Origin of the sequence: Faecalicoccus acidiformans, assembly GCF_014202635.1 — a bacterium.
GTDB classification, from domain to species: domain Bacteria; phylum Bacillota_I; class Bacilli_A; order Erysipelotrichales; family Erysipelotrichaceae; genus Faecalicoccus; species Faecalicoccus acidiformans.
This window is the reverse complement of the sequence record NZ_JACHHD010000008.1, coordinates 60,652-82,925: the sequence shown is the minus strand read 5'-3', so window position 1 is coordinate 82,925 and position 22,274 is coordinate 60,652. Positions and strand designations below refer to the sequence as shown.

The window sequence follows — 22,274 nt, the reverse complement described above, 5'->3', positions numbered from 1 at the left end:
GACATTATCAATATCAAAATTCTTTATTCAGCATTCCGACCATTGAAAATCTAACTCTTTCTCGTCTTGAAAGTTGTCCGTACAATTGATACAATTTTACTAGAAATCGAGGAATTCCCATGGATATAGAATACTTTAAAGAAACATTTCATCTCTTGCCCGAAAGCAACAAACCCCTTTATCAACAGCTGTATGAATATTTCAAACGATTGATCTTAAACAAAACCTTACAGGAAGGAGACCAGATGCTGCCGGAGGTTCAGATCTGTGAAGCGATGGGGCTGAGTCGTTCCACGGTGCGTAAAACCATGGATAAACTGATCGAAGATGGATTGATTTTGCGCCGTCGCGGAAAAGGCTCTTATGTGACCAGCCATAAACTTCGCCGCCAGATCAACTATCTTTATAATTTCTCTGAAAACATGGAAAGCATCGGTGTGCACCCTTCTTCTATTGTTTTAGAGTGCAAAGTTTTAAAGAAAGTTCCCGATGACGTTCGCGAAATCTTACACTTGCCTTCCGATAATCAAAGCGTATTCTTGTTAAAACGAATCCGCCTGGCCGATGGAGAACCGATCTTATGTGAAAATACATATATTCCATATCATCTTTGTCCCGGAATCCAAAAATACAGCTTCCGCTCTCAATCCTTATACTCCGTTTTATTAGAGCGTTATCTTTTGGAACCATACCACGCCACCGAAAGTATCGAAGCTGTCTTTCTGAGTGAAAAAGACAAGGAACTTTTAGAATGTCCGGAAGACGTGCCCGGTTTTAAAATATCCCGTGTTTCTTATCTGGAGTCTGGAGAGATCTTTGAATATACGACCTCGCTGACTCGTTCCGACAAATGTGTATTTATGATGGACCTGTTTAAAAATCCGTCTCCAAGCACTTACCCGATCCAAATCAAACGAAATATTACGATCTGATATTGACATTTTTAAAATCGGGAACTATAGTAAAAATGTAATTTGTACCATACATTTGATACATTTGAGAGGAGAGAACATTCATGAAACATCCAGACAAAAAAGCTTCCGAAATGAGCACTAAAGAATTAGCGGCCTACATTGACTATTCCGTATTAAAACCTGAATTCACGGAAGAACAAATCGTAGAATTGACCAAAGACGGAGTCGAATTAGGATGTGCTACGATCTGTATCAATCCAGGATACATGGATTTGTGCAAGCCTTATGTCGAAGGTTCTTTGACCAAGCTGTGTCCCGTTTGCGATTTCCCATTTGGAACCAGCTCCACGGCTTCCAAAGTCGCCCAGGCAAAGATCTTGGTCGACAATTATGCCGACGTGATCGGAGAACTTGATGTCGTTTCAAACTTCGGCTGGATCCGCAGCGGTCTGTATGACAAAGTCACAGCCGACATCAAAGCCGTTGTCGACGTATGCCACGAAAAAAACATTCCTGTCAAAGTAATCTTTGAAACAGACGCCTTGAACGAAGAACAAGTTCGCAAAGCTTGCCATTGTGCCATCGATGCCGGGGCAGATTTTGTCAAGACCAGCACAGGATTTTTAACTGGGTTTGAAGCTCATGGAGCAACCCCGGAAATCATTAAGATCATGCAGGAAGAAGTACAAGACAAATGCCAAGTTAAAGGAAGCGGCTGCATCCGTACAAGAGAACATTTCTTACAGCTGATCGATATGGGCATAGACCGTATGGGCGTGGGCTATCGTTCAGTTCCTGTTGTTTTAGATTTAAAGCGTTAGATTATCATTGTAAGGGGCAAGCTGGACTTGTCCCTTTTTTAGGAGGTCTTTTATGCATATTCCCAATAATTTTATGATCGGCACCAGCTCCAGCGCCTGGCAGATCGAAGGAACGGCAGGCAAAAAAAGCGGACAGGAAAGCTGGGCTGAACTCTTCTATCAAAGCGATCCCACCCGCTGGCATGACCAAATCGGCCCTGAGATCGCCAGTGATTTTTATCATCACTACAAAGAAGATATCCAAACCATGGCAGATGCGGGAATGAATACTTTCCGTTTTACGATTCAATGGTCTCGACTGATGAAAGATCCTTTTCAGGCTGAGCCGGATCAAGATGGTGTTTCGTTTTACAAAGACGTGATTCATACCATCAAAGCCTGCGGCATGCGTCCCATCATCTCCTTGGAGCACTGGGATATCCCGGCTGTCTTCTTTAAAAAATATGAAGGTTGGGTCTCTCGAGAATTGGTGGGTCTCTATATTCGCTATGTTGAAAAAGCTCTGGACCTGTTTCATGAAGATGTCGAATTATGGTTTGCCTTTACGGAGCCCAATATCCCCATCGATAATGGATACATCAAAAAGATCTGGTATCCTTTCGTACACGATCCCAAAAAAGCTTATCAGGCTCATTTTCATAAGATCCTGGCCACCGCTAAAGCCGTGCATGTCGCAAAAAAATACCCCCATATCAAAATGGGAGCTATGGTTCATATGACGCCCATCTATGCCGCATCTAATGAGATCCGCGACTGTCAGGCCGCATATTATGCTGATTTATTTGAAGTTCGTCTTTATTTAGATGCCTATCTCAAAGGCGAGATTCCTGCCGAAATCTTTACCGAATTAGAAAAGAACCAATGCCTGTTTGCCTATGATTCCAACGACTTGAAAGAGATCTGCGACAATCCTGTCGACATATTAGGAATCGATTACTACTTTCCCATTCGCGTCAAGGCAAGAGAATCCGAATACACCGGTCCTTTTTCACCTAAAAAATATTATGAAGACTATCTCTGGCCCCAGCGAGAATTTAATGCGGATCGCGGCTGGGAAATCTATCCCCAAGCGATTCTGGATATTGGCATGCGTATCAAAAACGATTATGGAAATAAAGACTGGTTCATCTCAGAAAATGGTATCGGCATCGAAAACGAAGGACGGTTTCGCAATGCCGAGGGACAAATCGAAGACACATATCGAATCGATTTCATCAAACGTCACCTTCAATATACCCTGCAAGCCAAAGAAGCCGGATGTGCTTGCCATGGATATCTGATCTGGTCCTTTGTAGACAATCTCTCAGCCATCAACGCTTTTAAAAACCGTTATGGATTATTAGAACTCGACCTTTCGTCCAGGAAGCGAATCCCGAAACGATCCCTGCTTTGGCTTCAAGAAATCCTGAAAAAGCGCGAAATCTGATCCCTATTCAGGGATCTCTTTTTGTATCACATTCACTAGAGATTTAACCTTTTCAACATCCACGACATCATAGTCCATTTGATGCGGTTGATCTAAATAATCAAACCGTACATCTCTCGTTCTTGTAGTAGGGTCCTCTCGATATCCTTTACAAGAAGAATGAATCTGCCAAATACCGGTCTTTTGAAGTATTTCCAGTGCATTTTCAGCATTTAGACCGCTCCCCGCTAAGATTTCGATCTGATTTCCATACGTTTTTTGAAGATAAGCAATTCGATCGATCCCTTCCATCGCTTTCGCTTTTTGGCCGCTGGTCAAGACCCGGTCCACCCGGCAGGCAATCAAAGCTTTTATCGCCGCATCAAGATTATCAGCCACATCGATAGCCCGATGAAAAACTGCTTCTTTTTCAAAAGAATGAATCAAATCCGTCATTGCTTTCGTCTTTTCCAAGTCCACACTGCCATCCTCTTTTAAAAAGCCGAAGGCACAGCCATCTGCCCCTTTTTCCAAAAAGAGCTTTGCCTCTTCCATCATAATTTGAGTCTCTGTCTGTCCAAAACAAAAACCGCCGGCTCGAGGACGAACCATACAGATGATCTTTAAATCAGTCTTTTTTTTCAGCTGTTCCAAGACGATCACGCTGGGACTCAAGCCTCCGACTGACAGAGCGCTGTTCAATTCAATGCGCTTGGCTCCTCCCAAAAAGGCGGCGATGCCATCCTCATAACTTCCGCAGCAAATTTCCACTTGTTTCATACCCGATTCCCCTATTCTTCTTTTTTATCATATCACGAGAAAAGAACACATCCCAATTTGTTTCGTGGTATCATTATCCCTAGAAAGAAGGAATTCTTCATGAAAATGATCGTTGACCTACAAGAATATTCTTATCCGATTTGGATCGAAGCCAACTGTTTAGATTCTCTTTCGAATCAAATCGATACTTCACGCCGCATAGCCTTGATTGCCGATGAAGGCATTCCCGATATCTGGATCCAAAAAGTTCGCTCGCAATGTCCCGATTCTTTTGTCCTCCGCTTTGCGCAAGGGGAAAGTTCTAAATGTTTTCTTCAATATGAAACCTTGCTAAAAGAAATGATTCGGCATGATATGACCCGCAAAGACGCCATCATCGCCATCGGGGGCGGTGTGACCGGTGATCTGGCAGGATTTGTTGCCGCTACCTATATGCGCGGGATCGATTTTTATAATATCCCGACCACTTTATTGGCACAGGTCGATTCCAGTGTAGGAGGCAAAGTCGCTATCGATGTGGATGAATACAAAAACATCGTCGGGGCTTTTTATCAGCCTAAAGCCGTATGGATCGACCCCAATGTTCTTCAAACCTTGCCGCCGCGTCAGGTTCATAACGGCCTTGTAGAAGCACTGAAAACCGGACTGATCCAAGATCCTTCCCTTGTGGACTTATTCGAAGAAGAAACATTGGACCTTACTCAGATCATCACCCGATCGATTGCCATAAAAAAGCACGTCGTGGAACAGGATGAAAAAGAAAACGGCCTTCGCAAGATCTTAAATTTCGGACATACGATCGGTCATGCAATCGAAAGCGCCTATGGACTTCAGTCTTACCTGCATGGGGAATGTGTAGCGATGGGCATGTTGTTTTTTATTGAAGATCCTGAATTAAAAAAACGTGTATTGTCCATCTATGACCGTCTGCAATTGCCGCCATTGCCAGCCTATGACACAAAAGAACTGATGTCCTATATCCGCCATGATAAAAAAGCAAAACATCAATCCGTCAGCATTGTAAAAGTTCCTCGCGTCGGCACCTTTACAATCGAAGAGCTCAGCTACGAACAAATCGAATCCATTTTAGAGAAAGGAGCCCTCGCATGAAAAATACATTTGGCAACAATCTAACGATGACGATCTTCGGCGAAAGTCACGGCCCTTGTATCGGCATTACTCTGGATGGCCTTCCCAGCGGTTTTCCCGTTGACCAAAAGGCAATCTTGGAAGATATGAAAAAGCGAAAAGCCGCAGGAAAGATTTCAACTCAGCGCCATGAAGACGATATTCCGCAAATCGTCAGCGGACTGTTCCAAGGCAAGACAACGGGAACTCCTTTGACAATTTTAATTTCCAACAAAGATCAACATTCCAAAGACTATGAATCCTTAAAAGGAAGGCTGCGCCCCGGTCATGCCGATTACACAGCCTATAAACGATACAACGGATATCAAGATTACCGCGGCGGCGGCCATTTTTCCGGCCGTTTAACAGCCTGTATGGTGGCAGGCGGAAGCATCTGCAAACAAATCTTAGCTGCTCGCGGAGTGAAGATCGGTTCCCATTTAGAACAATGCGGCACGATTCTTGACAAACCTTTTTCTTCAGACAAAGAACAATGTGCCAGAGAAATTGACCAGATGAATCAGAAAGCATTTGCGGTTCTGGATCCCCACAAAGAAGATGCCATGAAACAAGAGATCCTCTTGGCCCAACAGGAGGGCGACTCTATCGGCGGCATCCTGGAAACTGTCGTTTTGAACTATCCGGCTGGAATCGGCGATCCAATCTTTGATAGTTTAGAAGGACTTCTGTCCCATGGACTTTATGCTATCCCTGCTGTGAAAGCTGTCAGTTTCGGCGAAGGATTCGGCTTTGCCCGCCTCAAAGGCAGCCAAGCCAATGATGCGTTTATCTGCAATCGTACCATCCAGACCCGAACCAACCATAATGCCGGAATCAACGGCGGCATTTCCAACGGAATGCCGATTTTGATCCACACTTGCATCAAACCCACACCTTCGATTTATAAGACGCAAGATTCCGTCGATTATTTGACGAAAGAAAATGTACAGCTGAAAATCGAAGGCAGACACGACCCCTGCATTTTACACCGGGCCCGCATTGTCGTCGACTGCATGTGTGCCTTTGTTCTGCTGGATGCTTGGATGTCAAAAGCCGGACTAGAAGCTTTTATGGAGGATCCCTATGCGTGTTAAGATCCATCCTTCCAAGATTCATGGAAAGCTTCGCATTCCTTCCAGTAAATCCATGGCCCATCGAGCTTTGATCTGCGCTTCTTTGGCAGAGGGAACAAGCACTTTATCCGGAATTGATGCATCCAAAGATATTGAAGCAACGATTGCCTGTATGGAATCCTTAGGCGCCAAGATCATCGCCAGCCAAGACCAGATCCAGGTAACAGGAACCAATCTTAAAAGCCAGGGTAAAGAGATTCTTTGTCCTTGTAACGAATCAGGTTCGACCATGCGTTTCTTGATTCCGGTCGCTTCATTAACCAATGATCCTGTCACCTTTACGGGTCAAGGACGCCTGTTAGAAAGGCCGATGGAGATCTATGCCCGTCTTTTTCATAACCAGGGCTTAGCCTTTGTACAAGATTCAAAGGGAATACGCATCCAAGGCGCTCTAAAACCCGACGATATAACGATTGAAGGCAATATCTCTTCACAGTTCATCAGCGGTTTGCTTTTTGCCTTGCCGCTCTTATCCAAAGAAAGCACAATAACGGTCTTAAAGCCTTATGAGTCTCGCAGTTATGTTGAACTGACTTTAGAGATGCTTCGAAATTTCGGGATTCGCATCGAAAAGATTCACCAGACAAAATATCATATACCTGAAAATCAGACTTACCAGGCACAAACACTGCCGGTAGAAGGAGATTATTCGCAAGCTGCTTTCTTTAGTGTATTGGCAACCCTTCAGGGAAAATTAACGCTTACAAATCTGAAACAAGATTCTCATCAAGGTGATAAATCTATTTTAGATCTTCTCAAAAAAGCTGGCGCCAAACTGATGATCCAAAAAGACTCGATCCAAATCGAACATCACGAACTGCATGCCCAAACAATCGATTTGGCAGACTGTCCGGATCTAGGCCCCATTCTCTGTGTTTTGGCCAGTTTTTGCCCCGGCACAACACATTTCATCCATGCCGGCCGCCTGCGCATCAAAGAAAGCGACCGTGTGCAAGCCATGGAAACGGAGCTGAAAAAATGGGGTGTGGCCATTCAAACCACAGAAGATACGATTACGATCCGTGGCAAGCGAGAATACGATTGTCAAAATGTTGTGATCGACGGCCATAATGACCACCGTATCGTAATGGCAATGACCATCTTTGGTCTATGTGCTCAAACCGCATGCATTATTGAAGGGGCCCAAGCTATTACCAAGAGCTATCCGACCTTCTTTGAAGACATAGAAAAAATCCATGGAAAGGTGGAGATCTTATGAAAACGATCGGTATTATCGGATTAGGAGTGATGGGTGCCAGTTTTGCCGCTCGCCTTAGCCAGCAAGGGATTTCAGTCATCGGTTTTGACAAATCCGAAGAATCGATCCAAACGGCACTCAATAAAGGGATCATTCAAAAAGGAACAACCCGCCCGGAAGAGGATCTGAACCAATGCGATCAAATCATTCTCTGTTTATACCCCACCCAGATCCAGCCATGGATCCAGACGTATCAGTCAAACCTTGCGGATCATACGTTATTGATGGAGATCAGCGGCGTGAAGACCGGGATCATCGCTCCGGCCCAAGAGATCCTTCGAAGCGATCTGGAGATCATCAGCATCCACCCGATGTGCGGACGCGAATCCCGCGGGATCGAACACAGCGACCCGGCTATCTTTGATCAAGCCAACTATATCGTGATTCCCACAGAGCACAATTCGCAGCAAGCCATCGATCAGGCCATTGAACTGGGGAAAACCTTACAAGTCGGCCACATTGCGACACTCAGTGTCGAAGAGCACGACCGCATGATCGGCTTTTTGTCCCAGCTGACGCATGTGATTGCGGTCAGTTTGATGAATACGCACGAAAATGCTCATTTGGTCGAATATACCGGGGACAGTTTTCGGGATCTGACCCGCATTGCCGAGATCAATGAAGACCTTTGGGCCGAACTCTTTTTATTAAATAAAGAAATCTTATTGGATGAAACCGACCAGTTCATCGCTTCGATCGAACATTTCCGCCATGCCCTGGAAACCGAAGATATCGAAGAAATGAAACGCCTGTTTATTCAATCGACGAAACGGCGAAAGCTGTTTAATCGCTGAGGGAAGCTATGAAACCAATCAAGATTACGGCCTTGCGCCAAACGACATATCAAGATCTCATAGAACAGTACGAGATCCCGCAAACCGCGGCCTGTTCCCTGCAGATCGGACAGTCTTGGATCTGTCACGAAGCCGCTTGTCCCAAAGGCTTTTGTACCAGTGCCTGGCAAAGCTTATACCCTTATGTCTTTGCGTTGGCGAATGGCGCCCATCATTTGCACGATTCCTGGATGAAAGATCCGCAAAGCGCTCTTGTCAGCTGCAATGACGGTTTTCGTCCCATGTCATTTCTATTGGAGGTCATAACATCATGAAAATTTGTATCTATTATGAAAGCCTGACAGGCAATACCCGGCAAATTGCCCAAGCCATTCAAGAAGCTTGTCAGACCGATGCAATCTATTGCGGGCCTTATGTCCCGCAAAAAGCCGATTTGTATTTTATCGGCTCCTGGACCAATAAGGGCGACTGCGCCGATGCGATCCAAACGTGTCTCAAAGAATTGAAAGATGCCAAGATCGCTTACTTTGGCACCTGCGGTTTTGGCGGATCGGATGCATATTATGAAAGACTGTTCCAAAGAATGCACTCCCATATAGATCCGTCTTGTCAGATCATCGGCCATTTCTATTGCCCGGGAAAAATGCCGGCCGCCGTCAAAGAGCGCTACGTCAGTCTGCTTCAGGCACATCCGGAAGACAAAAAGCTGCAAGTCAGCCTGCAGAACTTTGAAGACGTGAAAGATCGTCCGAATGCCCAGGATCTGGAAGAGGCCAAAACTTGGGCCCTGAAGATGATCCAGGAGGCCTCCCGATGAGAATTGGTTGGATCGGGGCCGGGATCATGGGAAAACCGATGGTTCGCCATCTGCATCATCATGGCCACGAAGTACATGTCTATGCCCGCCATCCTGAAAAGGTCCAAGATCTAAAAGAGGAAGGCATTTTCATCCAAAAAGACATCCCTGCTCTGGTCTCGCATGTCGATGTGATCGGCACCATGGTAGGATTTCCGCAAGATGTCCGGGAAGTCTATGCACAATTATTCAAAGTTCTTCGCCCCGGCATGACATGCATCGACTTTACGACCTCAGATCCAGAACTGACCATCGAACTTTCGAAAGCCGGTGCAGAGAAACAGATCCAGATCTTGGATGCTCCGGTGACCGGTGGGGATGTCGGTGCCCAAAACGGCACATTGACGATCCTGGTCGGCGGTCAAAAGGAAGCCTTTGAATCGATGATGCCGATCTTTTCCGCCTTCGGACAAGAGATCCACTATTGCGGGAAAGCTGGATCTGGACAAAAAGTCAAGATTGCTAATCAGATCATGATTGCCAATACTCTGCAAGGGATCTGCGAAGCCTTCAGTTATTGTCAAGGACAAGGATTGGATCCTGCCCTGGTGATTGAATGTCTTCAACACGGTGCCGCGGGTTCCCGCCAGTTATCTTTGCTGGGCGAAAAGATGATTCAGAAAGATTATGCGCCCGGCTTCTATATTAAACATTTTGTCAAGGACTTGAAGATTGCTCTGCATCAAGACCAAGTCAAACTGGCAGGCGTCGAACACGTGATCCAGGAATACTTGGATCTGATCGATCAAGGATATGGAGAAAAAGGTACACAAGCTTTGATCCAGGCTTTTCAATCGAACCACTGATGTGGTTCTTTTTTGTTTAGATTATGTGAAATCGTCAAATCGTTAGCACTCTTATTGACAAAGTGCCAATTCGCGTTATACTGAATCTAATTTCTAAAAAGGGGGTACTTTGTAATGGATAAGCCAAAACATTCGCTCTATCGATATTATGCCATTATCCTGATCGTTGTACTGGTCCTGAACTTTATCGTAGGACCGTTGTTTCGTTCTTCGCTCCAAGAAACGACAACATATTCTGACTTTCTAGATTCCGTTGAAGAAAGACAAGTTGAAAATGTACAAATTGAAGATCAGACTGTGTATTACACTTTAAAAGGAGAAAATGAAAAAACTTATGAAACCGGTTTGATGAATGACCCTGAGCTCGTAGATCGTCTCAACGATTCCGGAGCTACCTTTACTCAGGTGATCTCAGAACCCGTGAATCCGATCGTGTATTATTTATTGACCTTGTTTTTACCGCTCTTTCTCTTCTGGTGGTTAGGCAGACGGGCCTTTAAAAGAATCCAGGACAAGACAGGGACCGATAGTATGTCCTTTGGCCAAAGCGGATTCGGACTGGGAAACCTGGGAAAATCCAACGTCAAAGTCTATGAAGGCAAAAAAACCGGTACAACATTTAAAGATGTCGCCGGGCAAGAAGAAGCCAAAGAGAACTTAAAAGAGATCGTCGATTTTCTAAACAATCCAGAGAAATACAAAACGATTGGGGCTCGTATGCCTAAAGGTGCTTTGTTGGTGGGGCCTCCAGGAACCGGGAAGACATTGCTTGCCAAAGCAGTGGCTGGAGAAGCCGGCGTCCCGTTCTTTTCCATCTCAGGCTCTGAATTCGTCGAAATGTTTGTAGGACGCGGTGCGGCCAAAGTCCGTGATCTGTTCAAGCAAGCGCGAGAAAAAGCGCCTTGCATCGTGTTTATTGATGAGATCGATACGATTGGTAAAAAACGTGACGGAGCCGGCCTTAACGGAAATGACGAACGAGAACAGACTCTCAATCAGCTGCTGGCTGAGATGGACGGTTTTGACGGGTCTGACGGAGTGGTTCTTTTAGCTGCCACCAACCGTCCAGAATCTTTAGATCCTGCTTTGACCCGACCGGGCCGATTTGATCGCCAGATCCCTGTTGAATTACCAGACCTGCACGGACGAGAAGCTATTTTGCGCCTGCATGCTCAAAAGATCAAGTGTTCAAAAGAAATCGATTTCAATGTGATTGCCAGAGCCAGTGCCGGCGCCAGCGGAGCCGACCTTGCGAACATGGTCAACGAAGCCGCTTTACGAGCTGTGCGCGATGGCAGAAAGAGCGTCGTTCAAAAAGATTTGGAAGAGGCGATCGAAGTTGTAATTGCCGGTGAACAAAAGAAAGGTTCGGCCATTTCCAATAAGGAACGTATGATCGTATCGTATCATGAAATTGGCCATGCCTTGGTAGCTGCACGCTGTCAAAATCGTGCTCCGGTCCATAAGATCACAATCATTCCACGAACCAAAGGAGCCTTAGGCTATACAATGCAGGTGGAACAAGATGAACAATACTTATTATCCAAAGAGGATGCTTATCATCGGCTGATGACTTTGACCGGCGGCCGCTGTGCCGAAGAACTGATCTTTCATTCCGTGACGACGGGAGCTTCTAACGATATCGAACAGGCAACCAAACTGGCCCGTGCCATGATCACCCGCTATGGTATGAGTGACAACTTTGGCATGATGGCTTTGGAAACCGTCAATAATGCCTATCTTGGCGGAGATGCCAGTTTACAGTGTTCTTCTGAAACAGCGACAAAGATTGATGAAGAAGTGGCCGCTTTGATCAAGCGTGCACACGATGAAGCGTATCAGATCCTGAACGAAAACAAGATGAAGCTTCACGAACTGGCAAAATATCTCTATGAAAAAGAAACCATCACCGGTGAACAATTCATGACCATCTTGAATAAACCGGCCGAGATTCCGACAACGATTCAATAAGAGTGCTGCGGCACTCTTATTTTTGTATCTAAAAAAAACACAGGAATCCTGTTCCTGTGTTAACGCAATTGTTCAAGAATGTGATCGATATCTTTTTGCAGCCCGATCACCACTAAATGTTCCGACCCTGAAATGATATGATCCGGTCCCGGAAGCATGTTCAGGCTTCCTTCTTCTTTCGTGCTGATCACGCTGATCTTATATCTCTGACGGATATCTAAATCTTTGATCGATTTGCCGATCCATTTCGTCAAAGGCGGAATCTCATAGATTGAATAGCCTTGGGATAATTCAACATAATCAAAAACATTGTTCATGCTGCAGCGAACCGCCACTTTGTCGGCAATATCCCGATTGGGATACACTACTTCATCGGCACCGTTCTTTAATAAGAACTTGGCCTGGATATCACGATCGGCCTTACTGATGACACGCTTGGCTCCCAAGGTTTTTAACTGATCGGTGATCTCTAAAGAACTTTGAAAGCTGTTTCCCGTACAAACAAAACAGATATCAAAATTATTGACTCCTAATGAACGAAGCACTTCTTCATCCGTACAATCTCCGATCTTGCCATCCGTAACATATGGCAATAATTTTTCTACGATTTCGGCATTCTGATCCACGATCATCACTTCATTTCCCAACTCTGCCATGCGAGTGGCCAAACGTCTTCCAAAACGCCCTAATCCAATGATCAATACTGTTTTCATATTATCCTACCATCACTTTCTCAACCGGGTTTTGTATAGCCGGCACATTTCGTTTTTCAAAGAAACTGTACGCAAAAGACATCGTTCCAATGCGTCCTAGATACATCATCAAGATGATGATCACCTGACTGGCCGGAATCAGATCGCGCGTGATTCCTGTTGTCATCCCCACGGTTCCCAAACCAGAGAAGACCTCAAACGCCACATCCAACATATTCAAATCTTGCATTGCACAGATAGCCATGATCGATGATGTCGCTAACAGCAGTGTCAGCACCAGCACATTGGCAGACTGTGATACGGTATCTTTATCCACCTGTCTGCGGAATAAGTTGATTCCATGATTGCCGCGCACTTTAGAAACCAGCGATCCAAACAATACAGCAATTGTCGTGGTTTTGATTCCGCCGGCAGTAGATCCCGGGCTTCCTCCAATGTACATCAGCACACACATCAAGAGTGCCGAGCATTGACGAACAAAGCCAAAATCAACCGTATTGAACCCCGCTGTACGAGCCGTCACCGAACTGAATAAACAACATAAGATCTGCTCATGGATCGGTCGTCCTGCCAAGATAGAATCTTTTTCAAAAATATAGAATAATAGGGCGCCTCCAAAGATCAGGATCAAAGTCGTAATCAATACAATCTTGGTATGCAGACGATATTTCTTAAAGTGATACGTATGCTCAAGAAGATCGCTCCATACGATAAAACCGATACCGCCGATCACGATCAGTGACATGATCACCATGTTGACCAAAACATCCCCGGCATAAGGAACCAGAGAACAATAGGCACCAAAGAAACTTCCTAAAATATCGAAACCGGCATTACAGAAAGCCGAGACCGAATGGAAGATGCTCATCCAAAGTCCGGTTACAAGGCCAAAATCCGGAATGAAACGGAAACACAGCAAGATTGCGCCAATCGACTCAAACAACAAGGTTCCTAATAAAGCCTTGCGCACCAAACGAATCACACCGCCGACCCGGTCAACATTCAAACTCTCCTGCAACAGCGACCGCGTGCTCAAGGAGATCTTTCGGTTCAAGAACATCGAAAACAGTACCCCAATGCTCACAAACCCCAAACCTCCTATCTGGATCAGCAACAAAATCACAAGCTGTCCGAAGAAAGTCCAATGCGTTCCTGTATCCACCACGATCAGCCCAGTCACACAAGTTGCGCTGGTCGAAGTGAATAAGGTCGATAGAAAATCGGTCACGGTCCCATCTTGACTGGCAATTGGCAACATCAGCAATAAAGCGCCTGTCAGAATTACCAAAAAATGGCCGATCGCCAAGGTCTGTGCGTGGGAAAACCGCCTATGGATCTTAGTAAACATAAAACTTCATCATTCCTCACATCAAAAAAAGAGAGAAGAGGGCCCGAAACGGACCCTATTTTCTCTAGAAATGTATCATAAAACCTAAATGACTGCTGTTAAGATTGCGTTAAGATATTAAAACCGCGTAATAATTTCGCTCAACATCGGAAGAACCTGGTTCTTTCTCGACAAGACCTGCTTTTGAAGAGTGTGCGGCCCTTCTGTATCTGGAAAAGCCTCCTGGATCCAGCCCTTTTTAGGGCCGCGGGCATAAAAGATCGATCCACTCTCCAAAATACTTGTGAAAACAACAGTACAAAGATCCAGATCCTTCTGACAGACTAATGCATCCAATTCCTGATCGATCTCTTCTTCCAAGCCTAAAATATACTCAGCACAAGGAATCACGACTTGAGCGATCATCATACGAACATTGCGGATCTCGTAAAATTTGATATCAGAATTGACTAGTTCTTTTACGCTCTTGCCGGAAATATCGCTTGTGATGGTAAAAATATCGGTTGCGAAAGCATCAACATCCAGATCCGCAAAAGCTGCCAGCATATTGGCTGCCGTACGGTCTTTTTGTGTTGTTGTCGGCGACTGAAAATGCAATGTATCTGAAAGGATCGCCCCCAGCAATAAACCTGCCAAATCTTTAGGGATCGGAATTTGGTTCTCTTTAAAGATCGTCGCTACGATGGTGGCCGTACTGCCCACGATTTCATTGCGGAACGAAACCGGCTTGCTGGTCGCAAAATCATAGATGCGATGATGGTCCAGCACTTCAATCAGTTCCGCATGTTCAATGCCTTTGACCGACTGTGAAAACTCATTGTGATCGACCATGATGATTCGTTTATTCTTAAAGTTCATCATATGATAACGCGTCACATAACCTACCGGCTGATATTTCTCATTGACCACCGGATACATGCGATAACGGGTCTTCAACATTTTTTTTGAAACATCTTCAGCCAGTTCCTCCTCCGAAAATGTCACTACATTGCGAGTCATGATCAAGCGAACCGGAATTGAGAAATACAAATAACGCGATGTATTCATGCTTCCATAGCCCGAAAGCACCAGCTGGCAATGATACTCTTTAGCCAATGCGATCACTTCTTCACTGACCTGCTGCGTCCAAACCATGATCAACATGCCAGCTCCCTTTTTGATCAGATCCATCTGCGCCATCGGATCATCACCAATAATTACGATGCGGTCCTCTATATCATAATTGCGCACATGATTCTTGGTCAGGGCAATGATTGAAACTTTTCCATTGATATGTTTGACGGGATCCAGATACACACTTTTTCCCTTGATTGTTTTTACAATGTTTTCCACAGGAGTCTCTTTTAACAAGTCGATCCCTTGTGCAGTATCGCCTAACCCCACTTTGGCAATATCACTGCGCGTAACGATCCCGACAAGTTTCTTTTGATGATCAACAACACCAAACCCCTGCCCCTTTCCATCGTGCATCAATTCCAACGCATCAAAGATCGTTGTCTCTTCCAAAAGATCTGCGGGATGATCCAATGCGAGCTCTTTGACTTGAATGCGTGCATCTTTTAACAACAAAGGCTCTTCAAAATGAAACCGATCCAATAAATAGCGTGTCTCATGATTCAATTCCCCCAAACGACACGCTTTTGCGGGTTCCCCCAGAGCGGTCTTTAAAAAAGCATATCCGATGGCAGATGCGATACTGTCTGTATCAGGATGAATATGCCCGGTAATATATATTGTTCGATCTTGCATCCTAACCCCTCCTGTGCCTTTATTATACAAGAAACCAACAATTTATCACAAAAAATCTAAAAACGCCAAAGCAAAAGATACCTTCTATTTCTCCACTTTTTGCCCGCTCATACAAAAAAAAGGAAAGCCTTTCAGCTTTACCTTTCAGTGTCCATGCGGAATGCTGGAAAAATCACGTTGTTCTTCTTTAATATCGCCGTAAGCCAAGATGATAAAGGCGATTCCTAAAGGAATCAAAGCGATCCAAATCGCTTTTTCCATCAGGATCGAGCAGAAAAAGGCTTCCAAGATTCCTCCCGCCACAAAACTTACCAGCATGCTCAAATGACGAAAGCCTCTTAAAAGAGCTTGTCTGTCTTTTTTCTTGATATAACGAACGAAACCGATTCCCGTCTGCCGAAGGTGATTGGTACAAAAAGTCGTTGCCATCGGGATGCTTTCGGCTTGGCGGAAAGTGTTATACTGCATTGAAGCGATAAAGTTGATCATGACTTGGACGATATGGTGATTGATCGTCAAAGGGATCCACCCGATTCCAAATAAAACCAGGATCTCAAAAGCGACCAGATACGTATCCCAGCGAAACAAGTGTATTTTTTTGACCGGATTCGGTAAAAGTTCCGAAATCACAGATCCCATAAAATAAGCACAGACTGGAATCAAATAATATAATCCTTGTGAGATAGATCCCGTTCCCAAAGCCACGGCCATCATCACAAAGTTTGCCGTCTGCGCATTGCAGAAGACACCGCCCCGCAAAATGAATGTATAGGCGCCCATCATCCCGGCGCCAAACATCAGCAACAAGAAGACTTCTTTTCGCTCACAGGCAAGAAATTCTTTCTTCATGACCTATAACGTATATTCCAGGATGTAATCATCCATTACATATCCTTGACCAATATCTGTCACAACTTCATCCGTTTTTACAAATCCCCATGATTGATATACATCTAAAGAATGAGTATTGTGTTTGTTACATGTCAGATATATAGAATCATACTGATATTTTCGAGCGTGATCTTTGACATATTCAAACATTTCGCTCGCATAATGATGCCCGCGAGCCGATTTTTTCAAGTAGATCTTACTTAAGAATAACTGCGTTTCTTCATGCGCCAAAGCAAGATATCCAATCAGCTCTTCTCCTTTATGAACCATAAAGTAATGATAATAGTGATGTTTCTCCAAATCTATCATGGCCTCAAAACTGCAGAATTTTTCGACCATATAGTCGATTTGTTCCGTATTTAGTAAAAATGGGAAATACTCATGCCAGATCTCATCGGCAATCTTGGCAACCTGTTGTTTTTGGGTGTCATTGACACAAGGCTGTATCATTAATTGTTTCTCCATGTAGAATCTCTCCTTATCACCTGTTCTATTCTATACCAAATCAAAAAAATCGAAAAGAACTCCTTCTTGAAAACAATAATCAAATATTTATATAATCTTAACTATAAGTACCTATTGCCTACCCCCCCCGGTGGTAAAATAGGTCGCATAAGGAGAGTTTGCTTATGATAGAAATCAAAAATGTCACTAAACGCTTCGGCGAAAAAGTCGCTGTAGATCACCTGGATCTGAATGTTCCTACCGGTTGTATCGTTGGATTTATTGGACCGAACGGTGCCGGCAAGACAACGACGATTCATATGATGACCGGTGTTCTATTGCCGGACGAAGGAGAAATCACGTTAAACGGAAAGAATATCGTGACACAGCCTGTAGAAGCCAAACGCGAATTTGGTCTGGTTCCGGATACTCCCGACCTGTTCTTGCGTTTGACAGGAATGGAATATATCCAGTTCATGGCCGATATTTACCATATCGATACGCAGACCCGGAACCAGCGAATCAAAAAGTTTGCCCATGATTTTGAAATGGAAAACTCTTTGTCGGAACGCATGTCCAGTTATTCGCACGGGATGCGTCAAAAAGCGATTCTGATCGCAACCTTAGTCTGCAATCCCAATATCTGGATCCTGGATGAACCAATGACGGGATTGGATCCGGCTTCTTCCTATCGTTTAAAAGAGCTGATGAAAGAGCATGCCCGTCAGGGAAACACGGTTTTCTTCTCAACCCATGTTCTTGAGGTTGCAGAAAAGCTCTGTGATAAGATCCTGATCATCGATCACGGAAAATTATGTTTCAATGGTACTCTGGACGAATTGCGCCAAGCCTACCAAGACAAAGAAACCCTTGAAGAGATCTTCCTGGAGGTTACAAAAGATGCGTGATTTTCTGATCTTGACCAAGGCTTTGTATAAGGCCAACTACGGCATGGATCTCAAATCCAAACAAGGAAGAAAAGGCATTATCGCCATGGTCGTATTGGTCGTTTGCCTGCTGCCGACATTTGCCTTGATCTTTAATATGTTCTTAGAAGGATTTCGTTTACATAGCTTCGATTTGATGATCATGGAAATGGGATTTGCCTGTCTTTGTTTTTTAATGTTATGGACAGCACTGTTTGTTTTTCCTTCCGTCTTCTATTTTTCTAACGATTTGGAGCATCTTTTAGTCCTCCCCATCTCAGGAAAAACGATCGTGGCCAGTAAATTTGTAATCGTTTATATTTCCTTGATGCTGGTGGCATGCATAGGGATGCTGCCGATCTTAGTGGCCTATATCATGGCCGGCAATGCTTCGATCTCTTCGATCTTATTTTATATTCCGCAAATCTTTTTGATCGGTCTGCCAACAACGCTGATCGTATGCATCTTTTGGATGATCCTGATGCGCTTGCTGCCATTTTTCAAAAATAAAGACCGTTTCAATATGATCACCGGTGTTCTCTCCATTGGATTGGCCATAGTGATCGGATTGGCTTCCAGCCAGCTTGGCTATAACTTTGAAGACCCGGTCCTTTTGATTCAAACCATGGCAAACGATCCTGAAGGAATCATGCGTATCGTACAGATCTTCTTCAATGTTTCCTTTGCCGCCCGGTCCATCGTGGAAAGTTCCATGGTCGATTTTTTGATTACGGTCCTGATCTTGGCAATATGCATGGCTGTCTTCCTCTTTTTGGCAGACAAGTTGTATTTAAGTTCCGCCCGGGATGCCCGCACTTCTGTTTCCTCAAAGAAAAAGAAAGTTTCATACCGGAAACAAGGTTCTGTCTGGATCAATTATGCGAAAGTCGAGCTGCTTCGTTTGACTCGGACTCCTGCCTATATGGCCAACTGTGTGCTTTCTTCTTTGGTGATGCCGATCATGTTTATCGCGATGATGGTGGTCACCCCGATCAAAGAAGATCTTCGCCCTGTATTGGAAACAGTCGATATTCCCTCGTTGATCAACTTGCCGCTGGTTTTGTTGATTGCCGGAGCCGCAATCGGATTTTTCGCCGGCAGTTTAAACGGAATCAGTGCCACTGCCTTCTCACGGGAAGGAAAGAACCTGGATTTTGTGAAGTATGTTCCTTTGGATTTCACAAAACAAGTCTTGATCAAAGAATCCATTGGAACCTTATTTTCCCTCTTGACATGTGTCTTGATGTTGATCAGCGTCCATATTGTCGTTCCCTATCCGCTTTGGTATGACTTGTTTTTTGTGCTGGGTGCTTTTATCACATCTGTTTTAGTCAATGCGATTGCCATCTTTGTCGATGGACTGCATCCCAAGACAGACTGGGAAGATGAAACGCATGCCATTAAGAACAATATGAATGTCATTTTAGAATTTGTGATTTCTTGGGCGATTCTGGCAATCGTCGTGGTTCCATTCTTTATGTTCAATCTGTCCGCTTATTGGGAAGTCTATTCCATTGCTATGCTGATCTTATTGACCATTCTTTCTGTTCTTTTTGTCTTAGTGACCCCAAAGATCATCTTAAAACATCTTATGCGATCCAGCTCATAAAAAAAGGCGCTCCAGGGAGCGCTTTTTTTATAGAGCACTTTCGATGCGAGCAACCAGCTGTTCTTCCGGCATATAGCCAGAGAAAGCCGTCACCTGCTGGCCGTTTTTAAATAAGATCATTGTCGGCACTGCCATGACTTTAAATCTTTGCGCCAGATCCGGACTTTGATCCACATCGACTTTTACGATCTTAACTTTGCCTTCCAAAGTTTTCGCTGCACTTTCCAATACAGGCGAAAGCATCTTGCAAGGCCCGCACCAAGTCGCGAAGAAATCCACAAGAACAGCGTCTTCTTTCATGTATTGTTCAAATTGATTCGCATTAATGATTTCCATAATTGTCACCATCGCTTTCTATGGTTTTATTTTATCGTTTCGAGTTACGTAAGTCCATTTCTTTGCCCGCCAGCAATAAATCAATGGTTTTCCCGATTCCGTTATTCAAGTTCGTATCCGCAATATAATCAGAAACCTTTTTTACTTCCTCCATCGCATTGCCCATCGCAACACCGATCCCTACTTGTTCGATCATCTGGATATCATTTTGCGCATCGCCAAAAGCCATGATTTCATCCATTGTAAATCCGCCCCGCAGACAGATCTTTTTCAAAGCACTGGCTTTGGATACCCCTTTGGGCATGATCTCCAGCCAAGTAGGTCCGATCAATAAAACATCATAATCCGATAAAGCTTTTTTCAGATCATCTAAATGTTCCTCAAAAAACTCTGCCGTATGGACCATGATCACTTTATTGATATCTTGGGTCAACTCGATTTCCTTATAAGGAAGATCGATAAAATTACGATGAGGTCCTCCCTTTTTCAATCCATAATCCATCGGCTGCCCTTCCTTCTTCTCCCGCTCGATCTTCTTCTCACGATTGGCTTGAGAAATATAGCTGTAAAAGTCATACCCGCAACAAAAGATTCCTTCAATATCGAATTGCTTACAGACTTGTTGGATCTTTAAACCATCTTCCGGCAATAAAACATCGTCTAAATCATATTCTTTCTTTTCAAAATCGTAGATGATCTGCCCGTTGACCAAGGCCAGATAATGATTTCCTTGTTCAAGCCTCAAAGGTTCATATACAAAAGAGGTCCCGTTTTTATCGCGCCCGCTGGCAATCACGATATGCATTCCCTGCTCCATGGCTTTTTGAATCGAAGCTTTTGTGCGCGGATCGATCTCTTTTTGATCATTTAATAACGTTCCGTCCAGATCAAACGCTAAACATCTTATTGTCATACTTGATTCCTTCCTTTTTTATTCATTATAGCACGCACGAAATTTCTCTGTTTTTAAGATTTTGTATTTTATCATTTTTTTACAATTTCCTTTTCTTCTCCCTAATTGTGTATAATAGGGAATGGAAATTTTAAGGAGTTTATTATGATCTTAGAACAAATCGATAAAGACTTATTAAAAATGGCCGAAGAATCCGAAACGGTTCTAAAAGATATCTATCAAAACATCGATGATATCTGTCTGTATAACTCGAACCGGATCTTATCGGCATTTATAGAAAACGGAGTTTCTTATTCCGATTTTGCGGATATCAACGGATATGGAAACTACGATGAAGGGCGAGACAAGATCGAAAAGATCTTTGCCTCGGTATTAGGATGCGAAGACGCCTTGGTACGCCCCCAAATCATGAGCGGAACCAATGCGCTTTATTTAACCCTTTCGGCTTTGTTGAAACATGGAGATACCATGATCTCTTTGTCTGGCGCCCCTTATGACTCTTTACAGGAAATGATCGGTCTCTATGGATCTTCCAGTCAATCTTTAAAAGCCAATGGAATTCGTTATGAACAGATCGATCTGGTCAATGATGATTTTGATGATGAAGCGATCCTCAAGCGTCTCCAGGAACACAATGTTCGCCTGGTTGAAATTCAACGGTCGCGCGGATATTCGCATCGTTTATCCTTAAACATCCGCAAAATGAAACGGATCATTCAAAAGATCCACGAAGTCGACCCGGAAGTCATCGTCATGGTGGATAACTGTTATGGTGAACTGGTCGAAAAAGAAGAACCTGGCCATATCGGGGCGGACATTGTCGTCGGTTCCCTGATGAAAAATTTAGGCGGCGGTATTGCGTCCACCGGCGGATATGTCGCGGGCCGAAAAGATCTGATCCATAGGGTTGCCGAACGGTTGACAGCCCCTGGCATCGGGAAAAGCCTGGGTGCCAACTTCAATTTGAACCTTTCCTTCTTCAAAGGGATCTTCATGGCTCCAAACGCTGTCAAAAGCGCTTTGAAGACAGCCGTTTTTTCTGCCTATATGTTAGAAAAACTAGGTTATCAAAATGTATCGCCTGCTTATGACGAACCAAGGACCGATATCATCCAGACCTTGGAACTGGGCACCAAAGAAAACCTTGTTCATTTTACCCAAGGCATCCAATCCACCAGCCCGATCGATTCCTTCGTTTATGTTTTGCCTGCCCCCATGCCTGGCTATCCTTTTGATGAAGTCATGGCTGCCGGAAGCTTTACACAGGGCAGCACCATTGAACTAAGCGCCGATGCGCCGGTCGTAAAGCCTTATACTTTGTATATGCAAGGAGGATTGACCTTTGAATATGGAAAATTATCAATCTTGCTGGCATTGACCAATATCAAGAAGCAAGCTGAGTAACCACCATTCCGGTGGTTTTTTCTTCGTAGTTCAAAAAGTATCAAAAATTCGCAGAACTTCTTTTATTTTTTGATA

At 44.2% G+C, this 22,274-nt stretch carries 22 protein-coding genes; 14 read left to right on the top strand and 8 right to left on the bottom strand.

What is annotated here, in order from left to right; translation table 11 throughout:
• Positions 1–119: 119 nt before the first annotated feature.
• The 3 genes from HNQ43_RS05115 (at position 120) to HNQ43_RS05105 (ending at position 3,161) form a co-directional block, all read left to right on the top strand.
• Entirely contained in the window at positions 120–932 is an 813-nt protein-coding gene (locus HNQ43_RS05115; protein ID WP_183375434.1) for a GntR family transcriptional regulator, read from the top strand.
• Positions 933–1,015: 83 nt separating this feature from the next.
• Positions 1,016–1,735 carry a deoxyribose-phosphate aldolase gene (gene deoC, locus HNQ43_RS05110; protein ID WP_183375432.1) on the top strand — a complete coding sequence of 240 codons (720 nt, stop codon included), beginning with the start codon at positions 1,016–1,018 and terminating at the stop codon, positions 1,733–1,735.
• Positions 1,736–1,787: 52 nt separating this feature from the next.
• Positions 1,788–3,161 carry a glycoside hydrolase family 1 protein gene (locus tag HNQ43_RS05105; protein WP_183375430.1) on the top strand — a complete coding sequence of 458 codons (1,374 nt, stop codon included), beginning with the start codon at positions 1,788–1,790 and terminating at the stop codon, positions 3,159–3,161.
• Positions 3,162–3,164: 3 nt separating this feature from the next.
• Here the strand turns inward: HNQ43_RS05105 and HNQ43_RS05100 are convergent, their stop codons facing one another.
• The gene (locus HNQ43_RS05100; RefSeq protein WP_183375428.1) at positions 3,165–3,920 is read right to left on the bottom strand and encodes a copper homeostasis protein CutC; all 756 of its coding nucleotides are present in this window, start codon (positions 3,918–3,920) and stop codon (positions 3,165–3,167) included.
• 99 nt (positions 3,921–4,019) lie between these two features.
• On the opposite strand from HNQ43_RS05100, the gene aroB reads away from it, so the two are divergent.
• The 8 genes from aroB to ftsH all read left to right on the top strand — a co-directional run bounded on the left by aroB (position 4,020) and on the right by ftsH (position 11,866).
• Positions 4,020–5,030, top strand: coding sequence for a 3-dehydroquinate synthase (aroB, locus tag HNQ43_RS05095; protein ID WP_183375426.1), 1,011 nt, complete (start codon positions 4,020–4,022; stop codon positions 5,028–5,030).
• Positions 5,027–6,142, top strand: coding sequence for a chorismate synthase (aroC, locus tag HNQ43_RS05090; RefSeq protein WP_183375424.1), 1,116 nt, complete (start codon positions 5,027–5,029; stop codon positions 6,140–6,142). The genes aroB and aroC overlap by 4 nt, the downstream gene beginning before the upstream one ends.
• A complete protein-coding gene (gene aroA / locus HNQ43_RS05085) occupies positions 6,132–7,400 on the top strand; it encodes a 3-phosphoshikimate 1-carboxyvinyltransferase (protein WP_183375422.1) in 1,269 nt (422 codons plus the stop codon). The genes aroC and aroA overlap by 11 nt, the downstream gene beginning before the upstream one ends.
• On the top strand, positions 7,397–8,233 hold the full coding sequence (locus HNQ43_RS05080) for a prephenate dehydrogenase (protein ID WP_183375421.1): 837 nt from the start codon (positions 7,397–7,399) through the stop codon (positions 8,231–8,233). Before aroA ends, HNQ43_RS05080 begins: the two co-directional genes overlap by 4 nt.
• 8 nt (positions 8,234–8,241) lie before the next feature.
• Positions 8,242–8,547: a TIGR04076 family protein gene (locus HNQ43_RS05075; protein ID WP_183375420.1), complete on the top strand. Its 306-nt coding sequence runs from the start codon at positions 8,242–8,244 to the stop codon at positions 8,545–8,547.
• Positions 8,544–9,050 carry a flavodoxin family protein BilS gene (gene bilS / locus HNQ43_RS05070; protein ID WP_183375419.1) on the top strand — a complete coding sequence of 169 codons (507 nt, stop codon included), beginning with the start codon at positions 8,544–8,546 and terminating at the stop codon, positions 9,048–9,050. Before HNQ43_RS05075 ends, bilS begins: the two co-directional genes overlap by 4 nt.
• Entirely contained in the window at positions 9,047–9,895 is an 849-nt protein-coding gene (locus HNQ43_RS05065; RefSeq protein WP_183375418.1) for an NAD(P)-dependent oxidoreductase, read from the top strand. The genes bilS and HNQ43_RS05065 overlap by 4 nt, the downstream gene beginning before the upstream one ends.
• Before the next feature lie 114 nt (positions 9,896–10,009).
• Complete coding sequence (gene ftsH, locus HNQ43_RS05060; protein ID WP_183375416.1) at positions 10,010–11,866, top strand: ATP-dependent zinc metalloprotease FtsH; 1,857 nt, start codon at positions 10,010–10,012, stop codon at positions 11,864–11,866.
• A gap of 59 nt (positions 11,867–11,925) precedes the next feature.
• Here ftsH and HNQ43_RS05055 read toward each other — a convergent pair whose 3' ends face one another.
• The 5 genes from HNQ43_RS05055 to HNQ43_RS05035 all read right to left on the bottom strand — a co-directional run bounded on the left by HNQ43_RS05055 (position 11,926) and on the right by HNQ43_RS05035 (position 17,032).
• Entirely contained in the window at positions 11,926–12,579 is a 654-nt protein-coding gene (locus HNQ43_RS05055; protein WP_183375414.1) for a potassium channel family protein, read from the bottom strand.
• A gap of 1 nt (position 12,580) precedes the next feature.
• A complete protein-coding gene (locus HNQ43_RS05050) occupies positions 12,581–13,927 on the bottom strand; it encodes a TrkH family potassium uptake protein (protein ID WP_183375412.1) in 1,347 nt (448 codons plus the stop codon).
• A 117-nt stretch (positions 13,928–14,044) separates the two neighbouring features.
• The gene (locus tag HNQ43_RS05045; protein ID WP_183375411.1) at positions 14,045–15,676 is read right to left on the bottom strand and encodes a putative manganese-dependent inorganic diphosphatase; all 1,632 of its coding nucleotides are present in this window, start codon (positions 15,674–15,676) and stop codon (positions 14,045–14,047) included.
• Positions 15,677–15,820: 144 nt separating this feature from the next.
• Positions 15,821–16,525 (bottom strand): YoaK family protein, encoded by a 705-nt coding sequence (locus HNQ43_RS05040; protein ID WP_183375409.1) that lies wholly within the window; start codon positions 16,523–16,525, stop codon positions 15,821–15,823.
• A 3-nt stretch (positions 16,526–16,528) separates the two neighbouring features.
• Positions 16,529–17,032, bottom strand: a complete 504-nt coding sequence (locus HNQ43_RS05035; protein ID WP_244957039.1) for a GNAT family N-acetyltransferase — start codon at positions 17,030–17,032, stop codon at positions 16,529–16,531.
• Between the two features lie 164 nt (positions 17,033–17,196).
• On the opposite strand from HNQ43_RS05035, the gene HNQ43_RS05030 reads away from it, so the two are divergent.
• Complete coding sequence (locus tag HNQ43_RS05030) at positions 17,197–17,919, top strand: ABC transporter ATP-binding protein (protein ID WP_183375407.1); 723 nt, start codon at positions 17,197–17,199, stop codon at positions 17,917–17,919.
• Positions 17,912–19,546, top strand: coding sequence for a hypothetical protein (locus HNQ43_RS05025; RefSeq protein ID WP_183375405.1), 1,635 nt, complete (start codon positions 17,912–17,914; stop codon positions 19,544–19,546). The genes HNQ43_RS05030 and HNQ43_RS05025 overlap by 8 nt, the downstream gene beginning before the upstream one ends.
• A 27-nt stretch (positions 19,547–19,573) precedes the next feature.
• Here the strand turns inward: HNQ43_RS05025 and trxA are convergent, their stop codons facing one another.
• Both trxA and HNQ43_RS05015 read right to left on the bottom strand, forming a co-directional pair.
• Entirely contained in the window at positions 19,574–19,882 is a 309-nt protein-coding gene (trxA, locus tag HNQ43_RS05020) for a thioredoxin (RefSeq protein WP_183375403.1), read from the bottom strand.
• 31 nt (positions 19,883–19,913) lie between these two features.
• Complete coding sequence (locus tag HNQ43_RS05015; protein ID WP_183375401.1) at positions 19,914–20,795, bottom strand: Cof-type HAD-IIB family hydrolase; 882 nt, start codon at positions 20,793–20,795, stop codon at positions 19,914–19,916.
• Between the two features lie 144 nt (positions 20,796–20,939).
• Between HNQ43_RS05015 and HNQ43_RS05010 the strand changes: the two genes are divergently transcribed.
• Positions 20,940–22,199, top strand: a complete 1,260-nt coding sequence (locus HNQ43_RS05010) for a methionine gamma-lyase family protein (protein WP_183375399.1) — start codon at positions 20,940–20,942, stop codon at positions 22,197–22,199.
• Positions 22,200–22,274: the final 75 nt, after the last annotated feature.